Source organism: Nostoc sp. GT001 (genome assembly GCF_030382115.1).
In the GTDB taxonomy this organism is placed as follows: domain Bacteria; phylum Cyanobacteriota; class Cyanobacteriia; order Cyanobacteriales; family Nostocaceae; genus Nostoc.
Window position 1 is genome coordinate 2943890 of record NZ_JAUDRJ010000003.1, and the last position, 17573, is coordinate 2961462.

Genomic DNA, 17573 nt, shown 5'->3' on the forward strand with positions numbered 1-17573 from the left:
GGTTTATTCATAAATGATATTTTGCAGTCTGTCGTAACAGTATTATACGAGTGCGATCGCGATGCTGATCTGATGGCATTATAGGATACGTCCAAGGTTGGGGTAAGAAGAACGAACCGCGAAAGACGCAAAGGGCGCGTTCGCGCAGCGTCTCGAAGAGAAGGAAGAAAAGAGAGGAATATCTGTGACACAAAGTTTTTGTTGATTATACTGTGTCAGTGGTATTTAAAGGTGCATTATGGATGCTGGCAAACTGTTGGAGAAATACGCCGCAGGGGGACGGCAGTTTACTATAAATCGCCAAGGCATAGACCTGAAGGGTGCAAACCTAACTGATATAGATATATCTAATGCAAATTGGAATGGAGCAGATTTGAGTGACGCAAACCTGACTAGGGCGAAACTTAATAATACTAGCCTTAGTAGAGCATCTTTAATAAATGCAAATTTGAGTGGGATAGAGGGTTCTTCAATCAATCTTAGTTGGGCAGACTTGAGTGGTGCGGACTTAAGTTGTGCAAATTTCAGTAATGCAAATCTGAGTGGGGCAGACTTGACTAGCGCAAACTTTACTCAGATAAAACTAACTGAAGTAAATTTTCATGGGGCAAATCTCCAGAAAGCCATACTCAGGGGAGTCACTTTGGAGAAATGTAATCTATCAGAGGTAGATTTAGCTGAGGCGGATTTGGTTAGGGTTTGCTTGGAAAAAGCAAATCTCAACAAAGCTTGTCTGCAAAGAGCAAATCTAGAAAGAGCCTGTCTTTCGGATGCAAACTTGATGATGGCAAATTTCGATGGAGCAAACCTGAAGAAGGCAAATTTAACTGGGGCAAATATCTATGGGACGACCTTTAAAGATGCTGACCTAACTGGTGCGATAATGCCAGATGGAGAAGTCTATAAACCGATCGCTTCTCAGCTAGAAATCGGTAAACAGGAAACATCGTTAGAGAAAGTAATATCTATGACCCGTAAAGTAATTAATACTGATAACGCACCCGCACCAGTGGGCCCTTATAATCAAGCGATCGCAGCTTCAGGTCAATTTGTCTTCATCGCTGGACAAATTGCCATCGATCCCCGCCTTGGTGATGTCGTCTATACTGATGATGTCAAAAAGCAAACTGAGCAGGTATTAGCTAATCTTGAAGCCATCCTTGCAGCAGCTGGGGCGACTTTTGAAGATGTGGTAAAAACCACTGTATTTTTGGCGGATATGAATGATTTTGCGGCGGTGAATGCCGTTTATGCTAAATATTTCCCGGAAAATACAGCCCCAGCGCGGGCTTGTGTGCAGGTATCGCGCTTACCTAAAGATGTGTTGGTAGAAATTGATGCGATCGCGGTGATTAGCGGTTAGGAGAAATAGAACAATGAGCAAAATTTTAACGGTCACATTTGATGGTTCTGTTTTGCGCCCAGATATTCCACCTGATTTAGAACTGAACAAACGCTATGTGATTACCATCGTTTCTGAGGATATTAACTCATCTGAAACTAAAGTGGCTGATGTGTGGGATGTATTAAAAGATTTAACAGGGACAGTTGATGCACCCGAAGATTGGGCAAGTCAACACGATCGTTACCTCTATGGCACACCAAAACCTCAGCCTGAAATTAACACATGATGTTTGAGTGTTCCCCTCTGATAAGTGCGATCGCGGTGATTAGCGGTTAAGAGAAATAGAACAATAAGCAAAATCTTAACGGTTCCATTTAATGGTTCTGTTTTGCAATACAAATTCCATACTCTACTCTAAAAACTCCATCACTTCTTGTAGCACATCGCCTATATATGGCTTTTCGCAAGCAATTACGTTATCGAAAAGATGTTTATGGTGCGGGAAACTAGGCAAGTTGGGAAAGTGTGGTGTACTGTCATAACGAAAAATCAGACTATTTTGCTCATCTTGAAAGTGATAGCGGTAATCGATATATGTAATTTGATTATCTACAATAACCAAAGCTTCACTGACTGCCAGTAAATATTTGAGAGCGAAACGTATTCTAATGCGGATATTTGCTCTCTCTGTCGTTAAAATTACTGCACTATATTCCTCAACGTATGTGTTATGAAAATTGAGTAAAAGTTGGTCAATTTCATCTAAATAGGCTTGGATAACTTTACGCGACATCTCTGAGTTTGCTTTTTATATCTTGATGTAGAGCGAGATAATGTTGGTAGTTTGCTGCCCATTCAACAAATACTTCCTCGTCAGAAGTTTCGCCTTGGTTATATTTGGCAAAAAATTCTTCTGAATTCATTTGGTACTTTATTTCATAAGTATTTAACTGTTTGGTAAGAGCAATCAGTGCATCTAGTGGAGATGTATATTCGATGATTTGTTTACGCATTGATTTCTGCATTCAGTTTCATTAGTTTATCCTAAGCCTCTTCTTCTAAACTCCCGTCTCTTTTTTGCAAATCTAGATAAAATTCTGTTAATTACCTCTCAACAAACGCGATCGCCTTTACAACTTTGGGAATACTGAAATTAAGTACCCTAAAGGAGTATTAAAAATGGCAGAAAATCGTATCAGTGCCAGTTTAGCCCCAGCAGACAAAGAAGCGGTCATGCAGGCGATCGCTACAATTAGAGAAAAGTTACCGTTTTTAGTTGATTTGACCCCTGAAGATCGGCGAACAATGCTGAAGATGGGAGATAAAAGTCGGGCTTTTGTCAGCAAAGCCTTACAAGTGGCAACACAAAACCCTAACTTTTTGCCTCGTTACTTTGATTTAGAAGAAATGCGCCGGGACTTGGAAATATATGAGGACTTGTATCCGGTGTTGTTGTCTCTAACGCAACTGCAAGAATTGGTGGATGATACCTGTATAGCTGCTGCTAGTGAAGCATATGCAGCAGCATTAGCAGTTTATAGCTATGCCAAAGCTAGCGGTGATATCGCAGGTTTAGATGCAGTAATTGATGAGATGGGACGCAGGTTTAACCGCCGTTCTAAGAAAAAGCAACCCGAAGTCCCAGTTAGCTAAAACTTGAAACAGGCAATTATACCAGTTGTCAACTTGGTAAAATACACGTCATTTGTTGGGGCATAACAATGTTATGCCCTTTTCGCGTTTTGTATCCAAACATTTTTTAAACTTGCGGAGGGAGGTTTTGTCTGTGTAGTTGCAATTTTTATAGCGCATGTCGTTTATCTAAAGTACACTTTGACCTCTCTCCAAACCTCTCCCCTACAAAGGGAGAGGCTTTGAATCTTACTCCCCTTCCCTTGTAGGGAAGGGGCTGGGGGTTAGGTCTGTATTGGACTTCATCGACAAGCGCTAAGTCGCCAAGATATTTTTGAGCCTCAAAAGGTCAACGTCGAGCCTCAGAAGGTCAAAGTTAAGCCTCAGAAGGTCAACGTCGAGCCTCAGAAGGTTAACATCGAGCCTCAGAAGGTCAACGTCGAGCCTCAGAAGGTTAACATCGAGCCTCAGAAGGTCAACGTCAAGCCTCAGAAGGTCAACGTCGAGCCTCAGAAGGTCAACGTCGAGCCTCAGAAGGTCAACGTCGAACCTCAGAAGGTCAACACATTAAAAATTACTTAGAAAAAGTTTGATAAATTCCGAAATACACCTTGTATCTTTAGTAGTTATTCTGTAAACACTAGCACCTCAAAATTAAATCTTGTAATGAACCCGCAAAACAAGCCCAAGAGCTTACAAGATATTCTTAAGCAGCGCCAGCAATCAGGTTTTGTGGGTCGTGAAGACCAAGTAAACCAATTTCGCCAAAATTTAGCATTACCCCCAGAAGATGATCGCCGTCATTTTCTATATAACGTTTGGGGTCAAGGCGGAGTTGGTAAAAGTACTCTGCTGCGACAGTTTCGTAAAATTGCTGACGAAGCAAAAATCATTTCGGCTTACATCGATGAAGCTGAAAAAACTATACCAGAAGTTATGGGTCGTCTAGCAGAAGAGTTAGAACGGCAAGGTCACAAACTAACACAGTTTACAGAACGCTACAAAGTTTACCGTCAAAAGCGCCAAGAATTAGAAACCGATCCAGAAGCTCCTCAAGGTTTTTCCGCTTTTGTCGGGAAAACTATGGTAAAAACTGGTGTGCGTCTGGCGCGTCGAGTTCCCGTTGGTGGTGCTGTATTTGATTTTGTCGATGAAGATGCTTTTGCTACCCAAGCCGGAGAATGGGCATCTTATGTTGCAAAGAAAATAACGAATAAAGATGAGGTGCGATTAGTTCAAGAACCTGAAGAAGTGCTGACTCCGCTATTTTTGCAAGATATTTTTAAAATTGCAAAAGAAACTGCTGTTGTCTTGTTTTTTGATACTTATGAACGCACCGGGGAATTCTTAGATAACTGGCTACGAGAAATTTTGGAGGGTCGCCACGGTGAAGTATCTCTCAATATATTGATAACTATTGCTGGTCGGCATGAATTAGATAAAAATCATTGGGCATCTTATGAGGGGTTAATAGCTCGTTTCCCTCTGGAACCATTTACAGAAGAAGAAGCCCAACAATATCTAACTCGCAAAGGCATTACAGACAATCGTGTTGTTGAAGTAATTTTACACCTTTCTGGAAACTTACCCCTGCTAGTGGGAATGCTAGCAGATACTCATCCCAATGATCCAAACCAGGTAGTTGAGCCTTGCAACAGTGCTGTAGAACGCTTTTTAAAATGGGTTGATGACCCCAAACAGCAACAAGTGGCGCTTGATGCTGCCATTCCTCGGTGTTTGAATCGAGATGTTATAGCCAAATTAAGAACAGAAGAAGAAGCTGACGAGTTATTTACTTGGCTAAAAGAAACATCTTTTGTCAACGAACGTACCGACGGCTGGGCTTATCATGATGTGGTCAAAACCCAAATGTTACGCCACAAGCGCCTTTCATCGCCGCAAGGTTGGGCTGACATACATGGTAAGTTGGCAGAATATTATGACAGCCTGCGGAATGATTTTCAATTGGAAGAAGAGGAAAAACAGCGCGATCCTAGCTGGCAAAGTCACACATTAAACGTGTTGTATCACAACTTATGTCAGTCACCGCAAAGAAATTTATCTGTATCTCTGAATCAATTTCTTGCTGCACTCAAAAATAAACGCAAATTTGCCCAACAATATGCAGAAACGATGCTTCAGGCTGGTAAAGATGCGGATTCTGCTGAAGTTCAGCGTTGGGGTAAGCAATTAGCGAATGGGTTAAAAGCTTATGAGGAAAACCTTTATCAAGTTACATTGGAAATGTTTACCGCAGTCGTACAAAATTCTGGGATTGAGCTTAAATGGCAACCAATTGCTCTAGGTTGGCGCGGTTATACTTACCACTTAATGGAGCGCTACCCAGAAGCGCTAGAAGATTTTGACCGCGCTATTGAACTTGACCCCAAATATGACTGGGCGATCGCAAGTCGCGGTGAAACTTATTACTCAATGGAGCGTTACCCAGAGGCCCTAGAAAATTTTGACCGCGCCATTGAACTTAACCCCAAATATGACTGGGCGATCGCACAGCGCGGTTTTATTTACCGCTTAATGGAGCGTTACCCAGAAGCGCTAGAAGATTTTGACCGCGCCATTGAACTTAACCCCAAATATGACTGGGCGATCGCAAGTCGCGGTGAAACTTATCGCTTAATGGAGTGTTACCCAGAAGCACTAGAAGATTTTGACCGCGCCATTGAACTTAACCCCAAATCTGACTGGGTGATCACACATCGCGGTTTTATTTACCAATCAATGAAGCGTTACCCAGAAGCACTAGAAGATTTTGACCGCGCCATTGAACTTAACCCCAAATCTGACTTGGCGATCGCACTTCGCGGTTTTACTTACCGCTTAATGGAGCGTTACCCAGAAGCACTAAAAGATTTTGACTGCGCCATTGAACTTAACCCCAAATATGACTGGGCGATCGCACTTCGCGGTGAAACTTACCGCTTAATGGAGCGTTACCCAGAAGCACTAAAAGATTTTGACCACGCCATTGAACTTAACCCCAAATCTGACTTGGCGATCACACATCGCGGTGAAACTTACCGTTTAATGAAGCGTTACCCAGAAGCACTGAAAGATTTTGACCGTGCCATTGAACTTAACCCCAAATCTGACTGGGCGATTGCAAATCGCGGTTTTACTTACCGCTTAATGGAGCGTTATCCAGAAGCCCTAGAAGATTTTGACCGCGCCATTGAACTTAACCCCAAATATGACTGGGCGATCGCAAATCGCGGTGAAACTTACCGCTTAATGGAGCGTTACCCAGAAGCCCTAGAAGATTTTGACCGCGCCATTGAACTTAACCCCAAATCTGACTGGGTGATCACAAATCGCGGTTTTATTTACCAATCAATGAAGCGTTACCCAGAAGCACTAGAAGATTTTGACCGCGCCATTGAACTTAACCCCAAATATGACTTGGCGATCACAAATCGCGGTTTTATTTACCAATCAATGATGCGTTACCCAGAAGCCCTAGAAGATTTTGACCGCGCCATTAAACTTAACCCCAAATATGACTTGGCGATCGCAAATCGCGGTGAAACTTACCGCTTAATGGAGCTTTACCCAGAAGCCCTAGAAGATTTTAACCGCGCCATTGAACTTAATCCCAAATATGACTTTGCGATCATATCTCGCGGTGAAACTTACCGCTTAATGAAGCGTTACCCAGAAGCCCTAAAAGATTTTGACCGCGCCATTGAACTTAACCCCAAATATGACTGGGTGAGCGCACGTCGCGGTTTTACTTACCGCTTAATGGAGCGTTACCCAGAAGCCCTAGAAGATTTTGACCGCGCCATTGAACTTAACCCCAAATATGACTGGGCGATCGCAAATCGTGGTGTAACTTACTACTCAATGAAGCGCTACCCAGAAGCCTTACAAGATTTTGACCGCGCTATTGAACTTAACCCCAAATATGACTGGGCGATCGCACAGCGCGGTTTTGTTTACCGCTTAATGGAGCGTTACCCAGAAGCTCTAGAAGACTTTGACCGCGCCATTGAACTTAACCCCAAATATAACTTGGCGATCGTAAGTCGCGGTCAAACTTACCAATCAATGAAGCGTTACTCAGAAGCCCTAGAAGATTTTGACCGCGCCATTGAACTTAACCCCAAATATGACTTGGCGATCGCAAGTCGCGGTTTTACTTATCGCTTAATGGAGCGTTACCCAGAAGCTCTAGAAGATTTTGACCGCGCCATTGAACTTAACCCCAAATCTGACTTGGCGATCGCACTTCGCGGTCAAACTTACCTGATGCTTAAGCTATATAATGAGGCTCTTGCAGATTTAAACTGCGCTATTGACTTACATTTTGGCAATAATTGGTATTTATATAATCGCGCTTTAGCCTACCAAGCCCTTAACCAACTAGATAAAGCACGGGCTGACTTAGCACTTGCCATCAAGCTTGCCACAGAGCATTGTAAAAAAGATTCTAAAGACTGGCTTAATGCCTTTAATTTAGCCCTTTACTATTTAGCTGATCAATATAATCAACCAGCAGAGAAGTTATATCGCTATGTTTTATCTCAAGGTGCTTCCTTAGAGCATATCCATGCAGCTATCCAAGACCTAAATGACTTTTTAACTGTTTTCCCTAACCATGTGCAGGCTACATCCATACGACAGTTGTTGCAGTCTTCTCTAACTGAGATGATGTAATTTCCAGTAAAAATATGAAGCGATGCCTGCGGTGGGCTACGCCTACGCCTCTTCATTCAAAAAACTGGCCTTAATTAAAGCCAGTTTTTTGATTTTATTGCAAACTTCTAGCGGACTTTACGGCCGAGTATTAACGGAACACACTTGAGAAGATATTATTAAGCTTTCTCATTCAAATGTCAAGATTTTATGAACTACTTCCCCAAAGTTTGCCATTAGATATCGCTACTTCCCTTAAATTCTCAGGCTGTGCTGACAAATTTTTATCGCCAAAATGCTGATTCATCAAGGCTGGAACTTGTGCAGCTTGAATTCGGCTATGGCGGGTTTTATCTGGCATTACTAAATTCGGCCCAGCTTTACAGTTCTTCATACAACCAGTGCCCTTGATTGTAACTTGGTCTTCTAAACCGCGATCGCTTAAAGCCGCCTCCAACGCCTGACAAACTGCTTTACCACCACGTTTCATACAATCAGACTTTTGACACACCAAAATCGTGGCCTTAGCCTTAGCTGGTTTTACCTTGACATTATCAATAGATGGGGGTTCTTGTGGTGTAGCGATCGTTTGAATTGTTGCTATTTCAGAACGCGCCGCCATCACACGTTCCGCTTTCAGTGTAACTTTGTCTTTTTTTATATCGTATTCTTTATAACCAACAACTTGTAGCCAAGTACCTGCTGGTAGCCGCAAATCAAAAGCAGCCCGTAAGTGTTTAGCAAGTTTAACGTAGCATTCACCCTCATGAGTACCTAGCAGTAAACCTTTCAGCTTATAGCCGTCTTTAATCACAAAATCTATAAATCTGCCCTCAAGGCAAAATTCTGATACTTCCATATTGTGAGATGCACCCATTTTTGAACCTCTTTTTAGTTAAGACAAGCTGTCAAGCGAGATATTCTCAGCAGTAGCTAAAAATTAGAACTGTTGATAACGACTTTTCCAACAACACTCAAGAGTCCAAATCTGGTCTTGACGAGAGGCTGTAAATCGCTGTACTACACTCCAAAGTTGAACAGCCGCAGTCGGATTGCTAATTTCAACTTTTAATGGCTGGTTAGCCGCACAACTACAGGGAATGTCTAACTCCTCTAAGCGTTGATAGACTTGCCAGCGGTCTACCCAATTCACCTCTACAAGGTGGTTTATTTTTATTTCTGAACTATACGATTTCAAGAGAATTGCCCTCAAAGTGCAACAAACTTGCAGTAACTACCGCCATTTAACTTCCTGCTTTTTGAAAATCTTAGTAGTCTAGCCTCTTAAAACCAGCATACCTTAAGTGCAAACAATTCTCATTAATTTTGCAAAAAAAATAAAATTCTTGCGATCTCCCATGAGAAAGATTAGGGGAATGACGAGGAGTATCAGGACAAGGAGGCATTTACTCCTCCATCTCCCCTCACTCCCTTCGGGATGTATGCACACTTAACTTTTTATGTCAATAGTAATGAGAAATATACACAACTTGATGAGCGTGCCATAGTCCAGCCAACAATAAAGTTAAGGTTTTTAGTAAACAAAAATACAAAATCTTGTGATGGCAAATTGGCTTGCTCTTATTGTGAAAATGTTAATATGTAAAGAATGAGCAGTTAAAATCTATAATTGCTAAATAACAAGGAGAACAATGTCTGAAACGCAAACTTTGTTACGGAATTTTGGTCATGTATATGACAATCCTGTGTTGCTGGATCACAGTGTAACTGCTCCAGTTACAGAAGGATTTAATGTTGTATTAGCTAGTTTCCAGGCACTGTACTTGCAGTACCAAAAGCATCATTTTGTAGTTGAAGGCTCAGAATTTTACTCTCTGCATGAGTTTTTTAACGAAAGCTACAACCAAGTACAAGACCACGTTCATGAAATTGGAGAACGTTTAGATGGACTAGGTGGTGTGCCAGTAGCTACCTTCAGCAAATTAGCAGAATTAACCTGTTTTGAGCAAGAATCTGAAGGCGTATATTCCTCTCGCCAAATGGTGGAAAATGACCTAGCTGCCGAACAAGCAATCATTGGCGTAATTCGTCGTCAAGCTGCTCAGGCAGAGAGTTTAGGCGATCGGGGCACACGCTATCTATACGAAAAGATTTTGTTGAAAACTGAGGAACGTGCGTATCATTTATCTCACTTCCTCGCCAAAGACAGCTTAACTTTAGGGTTTGTCCAAGCTGCTCAAAGCTAAAATTCTCATAATCTAGATTTGTCTACCTAGACTGAAAGAAAAAGTTGGCAGCACCAACTATTAAAATATTATAAAAAATGGCAGAGAATGGTATCCCTATATTCTCTGCCATTTTTAATCTAAGTAAACATATTTATATAATATTTAACGTTGAAAATATTTAGCAATTAGCTAGGTTAGATAAAAATTTATCTAAGTAATCTATTTGTGTATAAATAAGCAGACAGATAAATACCAAAATAAATCATCATTTATCGGAAGAGTTATCAGATTAAATAACAAAGATTCGCAAAAACTTTAGAAATTTGAGCATCATAATTAAATAAAATTAAAAATACAAAATAATCATCGGGCATTGGGCATGGGGAAAAGGGTAAGGGGAAGATTAAATTTATTCCTTTAACCTTTAACCTGTTCCCCTGCTCCCCTGCTCCTTGTCCCCCACTCCTTGTCCCCCACTCCCTTCCTGTCATCAAACTTAGAAAACTTAATAATAAAAAGCACCAGAGGGGGTAAAGACCCTTAAAATGATCAGGATTTCTATTCTCGTATTCCAAGGCAACGACTATGCCCCGCCGTGACGACCTCCAGAAGATTCTACTGTTAGGTTCTGGTCCAATTGTGATCGGACAAGCCTGTGAGTTTGACTACTCTGGCACTCAAGCCTGCAAAGCGCTGCGAGAAGAAGGCTATGAAGTGGTTTTGGTCAACTCCAACCCTGCAACGATTATGACCGACCCGGAAACGGCCGATCGCACTTACATTGAGCCGTTAACGCCGGAATTGGTCGAAAAAGTCATCGAAAAAGAACGCCCTGATGCTTTACTACCAACGATGGGAGGACAAACCGCCCTCAATCTCGCCGTTGCTTTAGCCAAAAATGGCGTATTGGAAAAGTACGGCGTTGAGTTAATCGGCGCTAAACTCCCAGCGATCGAAAAAGCCGAAGATCGAAAGCTGTTTGGTGAAGCAATGGCAAGAATTGGGGTAGCTGTGTGTCCCAGCGACACAGCCGAATCTTTAGAAGAAGCCAAAGCTGTTGCCCGCCAAATTGGTACTTATCCGCTAATTATTCGTCCAGCTTTCACAATGGGTGGAAGTGGCGGTGGCATTGCCTACAACCAAGAAGAATTTGAAGAAATGGCACAGGTGGGTATAGATGCCAGCCCCGTTTCGCAAATTCTCATTGACCAGTCTTTACTCGGCTGGAAAGAATATGAACTCGAAGTGATGCGTGATTTGGCAGATAACGTGGTGATTATCTGCTCCATCGAAAACCTTGACCCTATGGGCATTCACACCGGGGATTCAATTACCGTCGCTCCTGCGCAAACCCTGACTGATAAAGAATATCAAAGGCTGCGGGATATGGCAATTAAAATCATCCGTGAGATAGGTGTGGAAACTGGTGGTTCTAATATTCAATTTGCTGTCAATCCGCTGAATGGTGATGTGGTTGTAATTGAAATGAACCCCCGCGTTTCCCGCAGTTCGGCTTTGTCTTCCAAAGCTACGGGTTTCCCCATCGCTAAAATGGCCGCAAAATTGGCTGTGGGCTACACCTTGGATGAAATTAAAAATGACATCACCAAAAAAACTCCCGCGTCATTTGAGCCGACAATTGACTATGTGGTGACAAAAATCCCCCGCTTCGCCTTTGAAAAATTTCCCGGTTCTGACCCAGTACTGACAACCCAAATGAAATCAGTTGGGGAAGCGATGGCTATTGGGCGGACTTTTAACGAATCCTTTCAAAAGGCATTGCGATCACTCGAAACCGGACGCGCTGGTTGGGGTTGTGACAAAGCTGAAAAATTACCTAGTGGCGAACAAATCCGCGCCCAATTACGAACACCTAACCCCGATCGCATTTTCTCCGTGCGCCATGCCTTGCAACTAGGAATTAGTGCTGAGGAAATCTATGAACTGACTGGTATTGACCCGTGGTTCCTAGATAAATTTCAGCAACTACTAGATGTCGAGAAATTCCTGAAGCGGACACCTTTGCAGCAATTGACAAAAGAGCAACTTTATGAGGTAAAGCGGGACGGATATAGCGATCGCCAGATTGCTTACGCCACCAAAACCACTGAAGACGAAGTTCGCGCTTACCGCAAGTCGCTAGAAATTATCCCAGTTTACAAAACTGTAGATACTTGCGCGGCTGAATTTGAAGCCTTTACCCCCTACTACTATTCTACCTACGAAGAAGAAACAGAGGTAATCCCCGCAACCAAGCCAAAAGTGTTGATTTTGGGTGGTGGCCCTAACCGCATTGGACAGGGAATTGAGTTTGACTATTGTTGTTGTCATGCCGCTTATGCTTTGAAGAAAGCGGGGTATGAGACGATTATGGTCAACTCCAACCCAGAGACAGTTTCGACTGATTACGATACCAGCGATCGCCTTTACTTTGAGCCTTTAACAAAAGAAGATGTTCTTAACATCATCGAAACTGAAAATCCAGTTGGGGTAATTATCCAATTTGGCGGACAAACACCGCTGAAGTTGGCTATTCCTTTACAAGAGTTTCTTAACAATGACACTTCTGGACTGCTCACCAAAATCTGGGGTACATCACCAGATTCCATCGATATGGCAGAAAACCGGGAACGGTTTGAAAAGATTCTCCAACAGTTGAATATTGCCCAACCGCCCAACGGTATCGCGCGGAGTTACGAAGATGCGCTGATTGTTGCTAAACGCATTGGCTATCCGGTGGTGGTGCGTCCCAGCTATGTGTTGGGTGGACGGGCGATGGAAATCGTCTATTCTGATGCTGAGTTGGAACGCTACATGACCTTTGCGGTACTAGTGGAACCAGAACATCCAATTTTGATTGATAAGTTTTTGGAAAACGCGATTGAAGTTGATGTCGATGCGATCGCCGATCATACGGGACGGGTGGTAATTGGTGGTATCATGGAACACATTGAACAAGCGGGGATTCACTCAGGAGATTCCGCTTGTTCTTTACCTTCCATTTCTCTATCACCAGCAGTTCTCAATCAAATTCGCACTTGGACGGTGCAGCTAGCACAAGCGCTTTCAGTCGTAGGGTTGATGAATATCCAATTTGCTGTTGTGGGTGCAAGCAGCTATTCTCCCCAAGTTTACATTCTAGAAGCTAATCCCCGCGCTTCCCGTACAGTACCTTTTGTATCTAAAGCGACAGGCGTACAGTTGGCGAAATTAGCATCCTTAATTATGTCGGGTAAAACCTTAGAGGAGCTACATTTCACCGAAGAAGTCATCCCAACTCATATTGCTGTAAAAGAAGCTGTATTACCCTTTAATAAATTCCCAGGAACTGATACAATATTAGGCCCAGAAATGAGATCCACTGGTGAGGTGATGGGGATTGACAGCGACTTTGGCCGTGCTTTTGCCAAAGCGGAATTGGGTGCAGGGGAGCGTTTACCGCTAACGGGAACTGTATTTGTATCAATGAGCGATCGCGATAAAGCTGCTGCAAGTGGTGTGGTGAAGGAATTTATCGATTTGGGCTTTACAGTGATGGCTACCCTTGGTACACGCCGAGTTCTTCTGGAACAGGGGCTAAATATTGAATTAGTCTTAAAACTCCATGAAGGTCGTCCCCACGTCCTTGATGCGATCAAAAACCAGAAAATCCAACTTATTATCAACACACCTTCCGGGGAAGAAGCCCAGACTGATGCTAGGTTAATCCGCCGCACAGCCTTAGCTTACAAAATTCCCATCATTACTACCATCGCTGGTGCAAAAGCTACCGTCGCCGCCATCCGTTCCTTACAAAATACGACTTTGGACGTAAAAACTATCCAAGAGTACTGCCCGATTGCGAGGGTGTAGGGAAGCAGAAGAGCAGGGGGGCAGGGGAGCAGGGGAAGATGGGGGGACAAGAGGACAAGGGGGTAAACAAAACTCTTAACTCCTAACTCCTAACTCAGCACTCCGTATTCCTAATACCCCATGCCCAATTCCCAGAAAAAATTAAACAATTGTTAGAAGAGAATGAATATAGTTCTCATTGAGATACTTTAACAAATATGAGGAAAATTATTTGAACCAGATAATTTCTTAAATTGACTTTTAGTCAGCCTTAAGATAGAGGGCAACGTTGCATTAACTGGAAAAACCAGTAGATTTCATGTCGTTATCTAGCCAAAATCTTCTCATAAATGTTACAATTGTTCATAGGACTTCCATAAAAAATGTTTAAAAAGCAACCTTTTATCTAACTGTAGATACTTGTGAAAACTAGGAAATAACTGTAGTTTTAGCAGTTAACAAGCCTAAATTTGATGATTATGAGCAGCCGAGTTTCTCAGGCGCGTAAGTTGCAAACCATAACATGGGTTCCCAGTCTGACTGGGTAGCACCCTAATAAATAAAGAAAGCATCTATCCCTTAATGACCCTACCGCCAACCCCATCATTACCAAAGAGTAGCGCCATGAAGACCGCTCAGACAGCCACAGACCTCGTGCGGACTTACCTGCGTGAGATTGGCCGTGTGCCACTCTTAACACACGAGGAAGAGATTTTCTATGGTAAACAGGTGCAACGTTCCTGTGCTTTGCACGAATCAAGAGAATCTCTTGCCACTCAGCTAGATCGTCAACCGACTCTAGAAGAGTGGGCCACAGCAACAAACCTAGAACCAGCAGAGTTGAACGAAGCGATCGCAGATGGTGAAATTGCCAAACGCAAGATGGTAGAAGCCAATTTGCGGCTGGTAGTGTCCGTTGCCAAAAAATACATCAAGCGCAACGTTGATTTACTGGACTTGATCCAAGAAGGTAGCATTGGTATGCAACGGGGCGTAGAAAAGTTTGACCCCACCAAAGGGTACAGATTTTCTACTTATGCCTATTGGTGGATTCGGCAAGCGATTACTCGTGCTATAGCCGAAAAAGCTCGTACCATTCGGCTGCCTATTCATATCACCGAAAAATTAAATAAGATTAAAAAGGCACAGCGCCAATTGTCTCAAAAGTTGGGACGCGCTCCTACGGCTGGGGAGCTAGCTGAAGAATTAGAATTGACCCCCAAACAAGTACGAGAGTATTTAGAAAAAGCGCGTTTGCCTCTTTCCTTGGATTTGCGGCTGGGTGATAACTACGACACCGAACTCGGAGAAATGCTGGAAGATCCAGGGGCTTCTCCCGAAGAGTTTGTTATGCAATCCTCCCTATCTTATGACTTAGATCGTCTGATGGGCGATCTCACACCACAACAGAGGGAAGTAATCACACTGCGCTTTGGCTTAACTGATGGGCAAGCCCTGACTCTGGCTAGAATTGGTGAAATATTGAACATCAGTAGAGAACGAGTCCGACAAATTGAACGGGAAGCCTTAAGCAAACTTCGCAAGTCTAAAGCCAATATGGATGAATATTTGGCAAGTTAGAAGTTAGGAGTGATGAGTTTGTAATTAACTCCCCACTCCTCACTTATTTATTTGGGTGAGAAAATACGCTGACTTTGGTACGGTTACACCCACTTCCACTCTTACGCGAGGCTGTTACATTAGTTGACAGGAAGACAAAATAACTAAGTCAAATCCAAAACAGACATTTAATATTCAAATCACAAGCACCGCAGCTAATAGTGGTAGTTAAGGAGCTAAAAAATGAGTAACCCATCCAATCGTGTCTCAGAATTTTTTAATAGCGAATCAGAAACTAACGATTTACTCTGGCAGTACGTTAAATCCTTGAGTCCAGAGACAGTTACCCAGCTATCCAAACCCACATCTGCCGAAGTGTTTCAGGTGATGGAACGGAATATTACAGGACTATTAGGTAATCTACCTTCAGAACACTTTGGTGTTACTGTAACCACAAATCGCGAAAATCTAGGTAGGCTTCTTGCTTCTGCGATGATTAGTGGTTATTTCTTGCGTAACGCTGAACAGAGAATGAATTTTGAAATGGCGCTACAAGGATCTGAAACCGACAACAGCGAAATTGAGTAGAAATGTAAAATTTTGGAAATTCAATCAATATTGTTGGGCTGAGAGCTAGTCAGAGTTACGGCGATACGAATTGAAAATAAGTCTCTGCGAAATCTTTGCCGCTAATTTCAGATTATACATCAGCTAAGTTTTTTTAAATATCCAAAATAGTGACGCATTGAGGTTAAAATTTCAATGCAGAGGAACGCGGAGTCTTTGATTTCGCTTCTCTGTAAACTCCTGTAATTTTGTGATTAATTCAATCAATTATATGATGTCAGGGATGTCATGCTAGTTAGTTATAACTCCCGAACCTATGCAGAAAGCATAAAAATTCCTCTCCTGTAAGGAACTTCCAAGAAATAAATTATCCAATCTTGTGGGGTGGGCATCTTGCCCGCCTTTGACTATGGGCTATCGTGTCGCCCACCCCACAATAAATAGTTGTATATTTTTTATTTGGAAGTCCCTAAGCCTTTTTACGGTTTGAATAATAAGTCTTTAACCGAATATGATATTAGAGGCTTATTCATAAATGATGAATGCACATTTGTGGATAAACGAACAGTGCTAAATGACCTTTGCAATAAATCAAAACTCGGCAGAGTTACAACTAGTCTGCCGAGTTTTGTTATTAGTCAAGAGTCAAAATTCAGGAATTCTTTCTCTACTCCCTACTTCCCATGCAATTATGAATGAAACTAGTTCTTTCCCACCCCATAAAATCATTGGTGTTGCAGTAATTTGGAATGACCAAAAGCAAATTTTAATTGACCGCCGTCGTCCAGAAGGAGCGATGGGTGGTTTGTGGGAATTTCCTGGTGGTAAAATTGAGCCTGGTGAAACCATCCAAGAATGTATTCAACGGGAAATTTCCGAAGAACTGGGAATAGTGATTGAAGTAGGAGAGCATCTGATTACTATTGACCACAGCTATACAAACTTGCGCGTTACCCTCACAGTACATCACTGTCGCCATCTTACAGGTATTCCCCAACCTTTGGAATCCGATGAAATTCGCTGGGTAAGTTTGGAAGAACTGGAGCATTTTACTTTTCCGAAAGCAAATACTCAAATTATTGCTGCATTGAAAGGAAGTGGGGGCTAGGAAAGAAGCATAGGGAGCAGGGGAGCAGCACTTCGGCTACGCTCAGTGACCGAGGAGCAGAGGAGAATAATTAATAACCAATGCCCAATGACAAATCCCGTAACAATCTATTAATTGCATCAGGTTGAGTCCCGCAATTTTCTACAATAGGCGCAGGGACTTTGATTTAAGGTGTCAGCAAATAAATGCCTAAAACCGTTGCCGATGTGATGAGCCGCGATCCTATTGTTGTCCGGGAGGAAACTCCACTCAAGGAAGCTATCCAAATTCTCGCAGAACGCCATATCAGCGGACTACCTGTTGTGGACGATCTCGGTAAATTGGTGGGCATTATCTCGGAAACCGATTTGATGTGGCAAGAAACTGGTGTTACTCCACCTGCGTACATTATGTTTCTTGATAGTGTTATCTATTTAAAAAATCCTGCTACGTATGACCGTGATTTGCACAAGGCTCTAGGGCAAACCGTTGGGGAGGTGATGAGTAAAAACCCGATCGCTATTTCCCCTGATAAAACTTTAAAAGAAGCAGCTACAATCATGCACGATCGCAGCGTTCACCGCTTGCCAGTACTTGATATTACAGGTCAAGTAATTGGTATTCTCACTCGTGGTGATATTATTCGGGCTATGGCTGCTAGTCAAGATTAGTCAGTTGTCATTAGTTAATAGTCAAGATTTTTTTGACC

General features: G+C 42.6%; 14 protein-coding genes. 10 read left to right on the plus strand and 4 right to left on the minus strand.

Annotated elements, in window-relative coordinates; translation table 11 throughout:
- The first annotated feature begins 238 nt into the window (after nt 1–238).
- The gene (locus tag QUD05_RS15370; RefSeq protein ID WP_289796817.1) at nt 239–1363 is read left to right on the plus strand and encodes a Rid family detoxifying hydrolase; all 1125 of its coding nucleotides are present in this window, start codon (nt 239–241) and stop codon (nt 1361–1363) included.
- Between the two features lie 13 nt (nt 1364–1376).
- Nucleotides 1377–1631, plus strand: a complete 255-nt coding sequence (locus tag QUD05_RS15375) for a hypothetical protein (protein WP_289796818.1) — start codon at nt 1377–1379, stop codon at nt 1629–1631.
- A 123-nt stretch (nt 1632–1754) separates the two neighbouring features.
- On the opposite strand, the gene tumE is transcribed toward QUD05_RS15375, so the two are convergent.
- On the minus strand, nt 1755–2138 hold the full coding sequence (gene tumE, locus QUD05_RS15380) for a toxin TumE (RefSeq protein WP_289796819.1): 384 nt from the start codon (nt 2136–2138) through the stop codon (nt 1755–1757).
- Nucleotides 2128–2358 (minus strand): antitoxin TumA, encoded by a 231-nt coding sequence (tumA, locus tag QUD05_RS15385; RefSeq protein ID WP_289796820.1) that lies wholly within the window; start codon nt 2356–2358, stop codon nt 2128–2130. The genes tumE and tumA overlap by 11 nt, the downstream gene beginning before the upstream one ends.
- A 166-nt stretch (nt 2359–2524) precedes the next feature.
- On the opposite strand from tumA, the gene QUD05_RS15390 reads away from it, so the two are divergent.
- Together QUD05_RS15390 and QUD05_RS15395 are read left to right on the plus strand one after the other, a co-directional pair.
- On the plus strand, nt 2525–2998 hold the full coding sequence (locus QUD05_RS15390; protein ID WP_289796821.1) for a hypothetical protein: 474 nt from the start codon (nt 2525–2527) through the stop codon (nt 2996–2998).
- 645 nt (nt 2999–3643) lie between these two features.
- Nucleotides 3644–7651, plus strand: coding sequence for a tetratricopeptide repeat protein (locus QUD05_RS15395; RefSeq protein WP_289796822.1), 4008 nt, complete (start codon nt 3644–3646; stop codon nt 7649–7651).
- Between the two features lie 187 nt (nt 7652–7838).
- On the opposite strand, the gene QUD05_RS15400 is transcribed toward QUD05_RS15395, so the two are convergent.
- Nucleotides 7839–8507 carry a (2Fe-2S) ferredoxin domain-containing protein gene (locus QUD05_RS15400; RefSeq protein WP_289796823.1) on the minus strand — a complete coding sequence of 223 codons (669 nt, stop codon included), beginning with the start codon at nt 8505–8507 and terminating at the stop codon, nt 7839–7841.
- 63 nt (nt 8508–8570) lie between these two features.
- A complete protein-coding gene (locus QUD05_RS15405; RefSeq protein ID WP_289796824.1) occupies nt 8571–8828 on the minus strand; it encodes an Asr1405/Asl0597 family protein in 258 nt (85 codons plus the stop codon).
- Between the two features lie 454 nt (nt 8829–9282).
- Between QUD05_RS15405 and dpsA the strand changes: the two genes are divergently transcribed.
- The 6 genes from dpsA (at nt 9283) to QUD05_RS15435 (ending at nt 17535) form a co-directional block, all read left to right on the plus strand.
- On the plus strand, nt 9283–9837 hold the full coding sequence (gene dpsA / locus QUD05_RS15410) for a DNA starvation/stress protection protein DpsA (protein WP_194044835.1): 555 nt from the start codon (nt 9283–9285) through the stop codon (nt 9835–9837).
- A gap of 567 nt (nt 9838–10404) precedes the next feature.
- Entirely contained in the window at nt 10405–13671 is a 3267-nt protein-coding gene (gene carB, locus QUD05_RS15415; RefSeq protein ID WP_289796825.1) for a carbamoyl-phosphate synthase large subunit, read from the plus strand.
- Nucleotides 13672–14274: 603 nt separating this feature from the next.
- Nucleotides 14275–15231: an RNA polymerase sigma factor, RpoD/SigA family gene (locus QUD05_RS15420; protein WP_094348517.1), complete on the plus strand. Its 957-nt coding sequence runs from the start codon at nt 14275–14277 to the stop codon at nt 15229–15231.
- Between the two features lie 222 nt (nt 15232–15453).
- Nucleotides 15454–15798 carry a DUF760 domain-containing protein gene (locus QUD05_RS15425; protein ID WP_289796826.1) on the plus strand — a complete coding sequence of 115 codons (345 nt, stop codon included), beginning with the start codon at nt 15454–15456 and terminating at the stop codon, nt 15796–15798.
- A gap of 670 nt (nt 15799–16468) precedes the next feature.
- Nucleotides 16469–16885 (plus strand): 8-oxo-dGTP diphosphatase MutT, encoded by a 417-nt coding sequence (gene mutT, locus QUD05_RS15430; RefSeq protein WP_289799979.1) that lies wholly within the window; start codon nt 16469–16471, stop codon nt 16883–16885.
- Between the two features lie 185 nt (nt 16886–17070).
- Nucleotides 17071–17535: a CBS domain-containing protein gene (locus QUD05_RS15435; protein WP_289796827.1), complete on the plus strand. Its 465-nt coding sequence runs from the start codon at nt 17071–17073 to the stop codon at nt 17533–17535.
- The last annotated feature ends 38 nt before the right edge of the window (nt 17536–17573 follow it).

Excerpts from the sequence above, each read along its gene's own strand:
- dpsA (WP_194044835.1), top strand. The coding sequence starts at position 9,283 with ATGTCTGAAACGCAAACTTTGTTACGGAATTTTGGTCATGTATATGAC.
- carB (WP_289796825.1), top strand. The coding sequence starts at position 10,405 with ATGCCCCGCCGTGACGACCTCCAGAAGATTCTACTGTTAGGTTCTGGT.
- tumA (WP_289796820.1), bottom strand. The coding sequence starts at position 2,358 with ATGCGTAAACAAATCATCGAATATACATCTCCACTAGATGCACTGATT.
- QUD05_RS15435 (WP_289796827.1), top strand. The coding sequence starts at position 17,071 with ATGCCTAAAACCGTTGCCGATGTGATGAGCCGCGATCCTATTGTTGTC.
- QUD05_RS15400 (WP_289796823.1), bottom strand. The coding sequence starts at position 8,507 with ATGGGTGCATCTCACAATATGGAAGTATCAGAATTTTGCCTTGAGGGC.
- QUD05_RS15375 (WP_289796818.1), top strand. The coding sequence starts at position 1,377 with ATGAGCAAAATTTTAACGGTCACATTTGATGGTTCTGTTTTGCGCCCA.
- QUD05_RS15370 (WP_289796817.1), top strand. The coding sequence starts at position 239 with ATGGATGCTGGCAAACTGTTGGAGAAATACGCCGCAGGGGGACGGCAG.
- QUD05_RS15395 (WP_289796822.1), top strand. The coding sequence starts at position 3,644 with ATGAACCCGCAAAACAAGCCCAAGAGCTTACAAGATATTCTTAAGCAG.
- QUD05_RS15420 (WP_094348517.1), top strand. The coding sequence starts at position 14,275 with ATGAAGACCGCTCAGACAGCCACAGACCTCGTGCGGACTTACCTGCGT.
- QUD05_RS15425 (WP_289796826.1), top strand. The coding sequence starts at position 15,454 with ATGAGTAACCCATCCAATCGTGTCTCAGAATTTTTTAATAGCGAATCA.
- QUD05_RS15390 (WP_289796821.1), top strand. The coding sequence starts at position 2,525 with ATGGCAGAAAATCGTATCAGTGCCAGTTTAGCCCCAGCAGACAAAGAA.
- mutT (WP_289799979.1), top strand. The coding sequence starts at position 16,469 with ATGAATGAAACTAGTTCTTTCCCACCCCATAAAATCATTGGTGTTGCA.
- tumE (WP_289796819.1), bottom strand. The coding sequence starts at position 2,138 with ATGTCGCGTAAAGTTATCCAAGCCTATTTAGATGAAATTGACCAACTT.